The organism is Pseudoalteromonas sp. AOP7-A1-14 (assembly GCF_052376275.1).
Lineage (GTDB): Bacteria > Pseudomonadota > Gammaproteobacteria > Enterobacterales > Alteromonadaceae > Pseudoalteromonas.
This window is the reverse complement of the sequence record NZ_JBQSVO010000164.1, coordinates 1-5,351: the sequence shown is the minus strand read 5'-3', so window position 1 is coordinate 5,351 and position 5,351 is coordinate 1. Positions and strand designations below refer to the sequence as shown.

The following is a 5,351-nucleotide window of genomic DNA, read 5'->3' as shown; positions in this document are numbered from 1 at the left end:
TATTCAATACCTTGAGGCTAGAGGCCAGGACGTAGGACAGAAAACGCTTGATATGGAACGCCAGGCAATTCAATCAATGCTCACTCATGTAACGGCTAAGCTTGAGCAAGGCGAACGTTTACCTGTTATCAAATCTGAGCATGAACAAGCACTTTCAAGTCGCGCTTATACAACAGAGCAAATGAAATTAGTGTCTGAGTCGCAGACAGAACGAAATGCTTTATCTACTCAAATCGCTTATGCCGCCGGACTCAGAGCTCACGAGTTACACACCCTCTCACCTGTATCTGAAAAACAAGCTGATGAACGCGATAAAATCGATAGTAAATTTCAAAGTAGAGAGGGCGTAATTTATACCGTTACCGGTAAAGGCGGATTGACTCGCGAAGTTCTTATCCCTACTCAGCTAGCAAGTAAACTAGAAGAACGCAGGCTAGATGTACCGCAACAAGTCACAGATCGCGGTGTTCATTACGAACAGAAATACGATATAGGTGCTGGGCAAAAGTGGTCTAATTCATATACACAAGCCTCAAATCGCGCACTTGGTTGGTCTGAAGGAGCGCATGGCTTACGCCATAGTTACGCTCAAGAAAGGATGAACGAGCTGCAAAATTCAGGCTATTTTCGCGATACGGCACTTAAAACAGTTAGCCAAGAGCTAGGCCATTTTCGGCCTGAAATTACAGAAGTTTATTTACGATGAAAACAGAATTAATAGCACTTTTAGTGCTTATATCCGCATCTTTAGGTCTTTGGTATTCAATCGATGTGCTGAGTAGTACAACGCTTTTAATAGAAGAAAATGGGGGTTATTTTAGAGATAACTACACAACGACAGAACGCTTTTTCGCCTTATGGCCGATCAGCATAATTGCTGGGTTAGTTGTAACAATAATTATAGCCGCCATTACTTCACTGGTGTTTGACGCAAGCCAGAACAGCGAAGTGAAAATCCTAAAAGATGAACTTAAACAGAACCTAGAGCACTACGAAAGCTTAAAAATACAGTGCGTATATGACGTTAAAAACGCACAAGAACAAGCTAGGAAAAAAGCAGAAATTGAAGTAGAGAACCAACACATCGAACTTGAAGAAAGAAAAAGCGTAATATTAAAAAAAGAAAGAGAATTAATGCGTACACAGATAAATCTAAGTCAAAAGTTACATGAACTAAACAAAACTATTGATGAAAATAACCAGTTGGTGAAGCACTACAAACAAGAGGCTCAAAAAGCTAAAAATAAAGCTAAAAACCATAGTACCGCTATTGAGAGAAAAAATAATATTTTAAGCAAGCTAAAAACTGATCCAGAATACTTAAACAGATTTATAGAAGAAAATTATAATTAGCGATTTTCATTAGAAGAAAACCGCTATTATCTGATATGGCCTGTTTAGTGCCACCCTAAAATCGAATACAAACAAAGAATGGAGCAGCAGGGAAACTTGCCAAATATTTTACTCGCTCAGATTAAGCTCTTTCTCGAATGCAGTTAGAAAGGCTATTGGCAGTTTCTTTTAGCTTAATTTCAGCTTCAGAAGTACTTCCATCTTTTTCCTTGTAAACGTTTGTCCAAAAAATAGGAGAGCCCAGATCTTGCTGTAACGCACCGAATCTAATATTCAGTTTATTATCACTAGCTTTTATGGTCATAGTTGTTTTAAGCGGGATTTGTACACCAAAGGTAGCAGGGTATTTAGTTTGAAAAGCAACAGCTAATCGTCCTGATTCTTTATCCTGATAATCAAAAAACTGTCCGTTACTTGTAGGTGCTGTAATAAGCTCCAAAGTACAATCTACTGCAGTGAGATAAATATCATTCTTACTGGCACTAATATTGTATTCAAAAGGTGCAATCTTTACTGGCTCATTAGTTACAGTAGAACAAGCAGTTACAGCTAGCGCAGCTGATAATACAATTAACTTTTTAATCATTTTATTTCCCTATATTTGATTTAATAATCATTAGGCTAAGAACCATATCATTGTGATTACAATGAATCCATTCTTATAGCTTACTCTTTAATTTAGCCATTAAGTTGCTTACTTCATTAGTTTTCTTAACGGGCATTTCATTTGGTTTGTATTCTATCAGCTTCAGAGAGGATATTTCTTCCCTTAAATATTTAATCTCATTTTCCAAAGAGCCAATCTTTTTAAGAAGTAAATCTAATTTTGAATCACTGTTACCAAGTGTTACTTTACCTTGCTTTTCAGGTAACACTTTCTGTAAATCAATCTTATAAACACGATCTAATTCAGAGGTATCTATAGCAGTCCTACCATCATTAAACTTACTTAACGAAACCTTGCCTGACTTAGCATGAGCGTAAATTGTTTTTCTAGCTTTACCAGTAATTCTACTGGCTTCAGTAATAGTAACTAACACTGTTACATTCCATAGTGATCAATACCCTACGAGGGTAACAGAAAGTGTTACGTTAACTAAGTATCATCTTTATTACAAGTACACGAAACCAGCCTTAAAAACATGACACAGTGAAATATTTGAATTGAATTAGTTAATTAGCATTTGATCAAAGATAAGAGGAGTGGTAAATTTTGTTACAGAAAGCAAAAAGGCCTTGCTGTAACAAGACCTCTTTTAACTACAAATATGCTGTAACATATGAGTAGCTTGAATCAGATTCAAATTAATAATAGCAATACTAGAATTTGATTTCAAACATTCCTCAAAATATTTCATATCAAATAGTTCTCAGAGCCTATAACAGCACCCTTTAATTTCTCATGGATTGTATTTATTCATGTGTGTTTGGGAAATACAACGCTGACACAATAATAAAACTTAGCGGCTCTATCACTCAGAGAAATAGAAAAACAATTAAATACTGATTCTAATTAAGCACCGCTTGATACGGCGGTAAAATAGGTAATGTGACATTCAAAACGTCCTCGAATGCTGGTTTATATGCCAGTTGATTGATGAACAAGAGGAAGGCGGTATTGGTCTAGCCGTTGGTTTATGCGCCCACAATCCAACCATAAATAGATACCTGACAACAGCTAATTAGAAGAAACAATAAGATAATGATTTTGGTACAGGTCACGCCCGTATCATAGACATTCTATTGCCTAAATAAAGTTAAAAGCCAGGATTATGGACAAGGCTATTGTTAGGTTAGTAAAGGAGTGATCTCTAATTGTTATAATAGCCGCTTAGCCTGAGTCGTTTACCACCACAGCCCCCTCAACATCACCTAAAGTTAAGCAATAGGATTACTAGCATGACACCATAAAACTCCCTTACACCACTTCCTGACAGCCTTAACAGCTAATCAATTAAAAAGGTTTACCCTAAGTACTCATGTGGATAAACCTTAAAATAAAGATACACATCTTGCGAAGAGGCCTAAATAAAGACTAAATTTAGTCTTTTGATGTTTTCATGTTATAATTTAAGTAAGCAGTTGAATATTTCGTGCTTAATTTGGGATAAATAAAAGGTGAATACTATGAGAGTTGAGACTATCAGCTACCTAAAGAAAAATGCGGCTACTTTAACACTTGATGAGCCTATGATTATAACTCAGAACGGAATTCCATCGTTTGTTATTGAGTCATTTGAAGAGAAGAAAAGAAGAGATGAAGCGGTCGCTTTATTGAAGCTTTTATCATTCTCTGTAGAAGATTCAAAAAACAACAGAGTTATGTCTAGTGCTTCATTCAAGAAACGATTAGCCAATCGTAAACTTGAAGCGGAGAAAATGAATAATGACGCAAAAATTTGAGATCGAATACACTGAATCATTTGATAAGACAACGGAAAACCTAATCAATCATCTATCATACTACTCAACTGAAGTAGAAGTTATTAGTAAAATAGAGAAAATAATAGATGATTTTGAGGAAAGAATAAAACGAGCACCGGAATCTTGCCAAATATCACCGCCTCTAATGCAAGAACTTGGAATTAAAACATGGAGAGAGTACAACAAAGGCGGCATTCGAATACTATACCGCGTCATAAAAGATGAAAGTAAAGTAGTGGCTGATGTATTTTTATCACAAAAACAAGATATAGAAAGGGCCCTGACAGACTACTGTCTGATGCATATTTAAGAACTTTTTTATTTTCTTGCGCCCTAACAGGCGCGAAAAAATGTCGGCTGCTCCTCTAAACGATGTATTGCTCTCCAGAAGTGCTATTAGCCTTTATGTTCTACAATATTTTTTGTAAAACAGCTCTAATATTTCTCTTGTTTCATGCTCTTCTCGTTGAGGTAGTTTTGTTATTTTGGCATACATTTGAATCAAAAGACGATTGAATAGCTTTTCATTCATCCATTCGTATCTAAAAGCTTGAATATAATGGTGGCGGGGTGCCCTGTCATTTCCAAACACTTCAACCCCTGCATGAAAACATATTGCATCATTTTCTCCTGGAGAATTACTTACAAGTGATTCTACTACTTTTTTATATTCATTTTGCCTAAACGCTAGTCTGCCCTCTGAATTCAAAGCTTCCCATTGTGCATTTCTTTGCTGTAAAGCCTCCTGTTTTAAAAGCATTTCTTTTTTTCTTTTTATCTCTAACATTTTAACCATTTCAGCCCTAGCCGCAGCTCTAGCCGCTACCTTCCTATCCTCTTCAGCATTATATTTATTAAGGCCAATTATAAAAGTTGCAAATATAGACAAAAAAGCAATAACGTTAATTATTTTTTTTCTTTTATTTGTCATAGATAACCCACTATTTTAGTTATATTTAGTTGTTTTTTGCTCATCTCCTCAACATTAACCTTAAGCCTTTTTTTAAACAATATAAAAGTACTTTCAAAACGCTTTAGCTTTTTAAATAACGGAGCTGAGCAAGGCTGCTCAAAGCACCTAAAAACATCTAAAAAAACGCCTTTCGATAAAAACACCACCTGAACCATCAAAAAGTATCACGATGGCCGGCAACGGTTTTTATGTTAAATAGGTTTTCTCAGGACAAACTCCCCGTTTGTGCCCAACAAAGCGTTTGTTTTTACCCGGTTCACACTCAGATTGGGTGCAAGTACCAAAAAACGGCTAAACTCGTTTTCCAGCGTCTTTATACGCCTCTGATTTATCTCTTTTGCCTGTAGCTTAGGAATTAAAAGAAAATAGACAGCTCTGAGCGAAAACCGGACACTGATAAAAGTTAAACTGAGTATTATTTGGGTGAGTAGGATCCTAATTTAATCGATAACATTATTAACCGCCGCTTTGGTGTGTTATTAACCACCAAAATGATGTTCAATAAGCTGTTAGGTCTACTATCAAGTAATGGAGTTTAAATTAGCATGAAACAAGAAATCCCAAATTATCAAGTTAAAGATTCGGCTGATCAGTACATGGA

7 protein-coding genes are annotated in these 5,351 nt (G+C 35.9%); 4 read left to right on the top strand and 3 right to left on the bottom strand.

What is annotated here, in order from left to right:
• Nucleotides 1-706, top strand: a 706-nt coding sequence (locus ACT3RM_RS16770; RefSeq protein ID WP_444511442.1) for a site-specific integrase, incomplete at its 5' end; no start/stop codon positions are given.
• Complete coding sequence (locus ACT3RM_RS16765) at nt 703-1,353, top strand: hypothetical protein (protein WP_444511441.1); 651 nt, start codon at nt 703-705, stop codon at nt 1,351-1,353. The genes ACT3RM_RS16770 and ACT3RM_RS16765, both read left to right, overlap by 4 nt.
• A gap of 121 nt (nt 1,354-1,474) precedes the next feature.
• Here ACT3RM_RS16765 and ACT3RM_RS16760 read toward each other — a convergent pair whose 3' ends face one another.
• Both ACT3RM_RS16760 and ACT3RM_RS16755 read right to left on the bottom strand, forming a co-directional pair.
• Nucleotides 1,475-1,939, bottom strand: coding sequence for a hypothetical protein (locus tag ACT3RM_RS16760; RefSeq protein ID WP_444511440.1), 465 nt, complete (start codon nt 1,937-1,939; stop codon nt 1,475-1,477).
• Between the two features lie 73 nt (nt 1,940-2,012).
• Nucleotides 2,013-2,393 (bottom strand): hypothetical protein, encoded by a 381-nt coding sequence (locus tag ACT3RM_RS16755; protein ID WP_444511439.1) that lies wholly within the window; start codon nt 2,391-2,393, stop codon nt 2,013-2,015.
• 1,087 nt (nt 2,394-3,480) lie between these two features.
• Here ACT3RM_RS16755 and ACT3RM_RS16750 point away from each other — a divergent pair.
• Nucleotides 3,481-3,756 carry a type II toxin-antitoxin system Phd/YefM family antitoxin gene (locus ACT3RM_RS16750; protein ID WP_444511438.1) on the top strand — a complete coding sequence of 92 codons (276 nt, stop codon included), beginning with the start codon at nt 3,481-3,483 and terminating at the stop codon, nt 3,754-3,756.
• A complete protein-coding gene (locus tag ACT3RM_RS16745; RefSeq protein ID WP_444511437.1) occupies nt 3,740-4,087 on the top strand; it encodes a hypothetical protein in 348 nt (115 codons plus the stop codon). Before ACT3RM_RS16750 ends, ACT3RM_RS16745 begins: the two co-directional genes overlap by 17 nt.
• Before the next feature lie 93 nt (nt 4,088-4,180).
• Here the strand turns inward: ACT3RM_RS16745 and ACT3RM_RS16740 are convergent, their stop codons facing one another.
• A complete protein-coding gene (locus ACT3RM_RS16740; protein WP_444511436.1) occupies nt 4,181-4,708 on the bottom strand; it encodes a hypothetical protein in 528 nt (175 codons plus the stop codon).
• Nucleotides 4,709-5,351: the final 643 nt, after the last annotated feature.

Bases quoted from the DNA above. Each gene is read 5' to 3' on its own strand.
- ACT3RM_RS16740 (WP_444511436.1), bottom strand. From the start codon at position 4,708: ATGACAAATAAAAGAAAAAAAATAATTAACGTTATTGCTTTTTTGTCT.
- ACT3RM_RS16745 (WP_444511437.1), top strand. From the start codon at position 3,740: ATGACGCAAAAATTTGAGATCGAATACACTGAATCATTTGATAAGACA.
- ACT3RM_RS16765 (WP_444511441.1), top strand. From the start codon at position 703: ATGAAAACAGAATTAATAGCACTTTTAGTGCTTATATCCGCATCTTTA.
- ACT3RM_RS16760 (WP_444511440.1), bottom strand. From the start codon at position 1,939: ATGATTAAAAAGTTAATTGTATTATCAGCTGCGCTAGCTGTAACTGCT.
- ACT3RM_RS16750 (WP_444511438.1), top strand. From the start codon at position 3,481: ATGAGAGTTGAGACTATCAGCTACCTAAAGAAAAATGCGGCTACTTTA.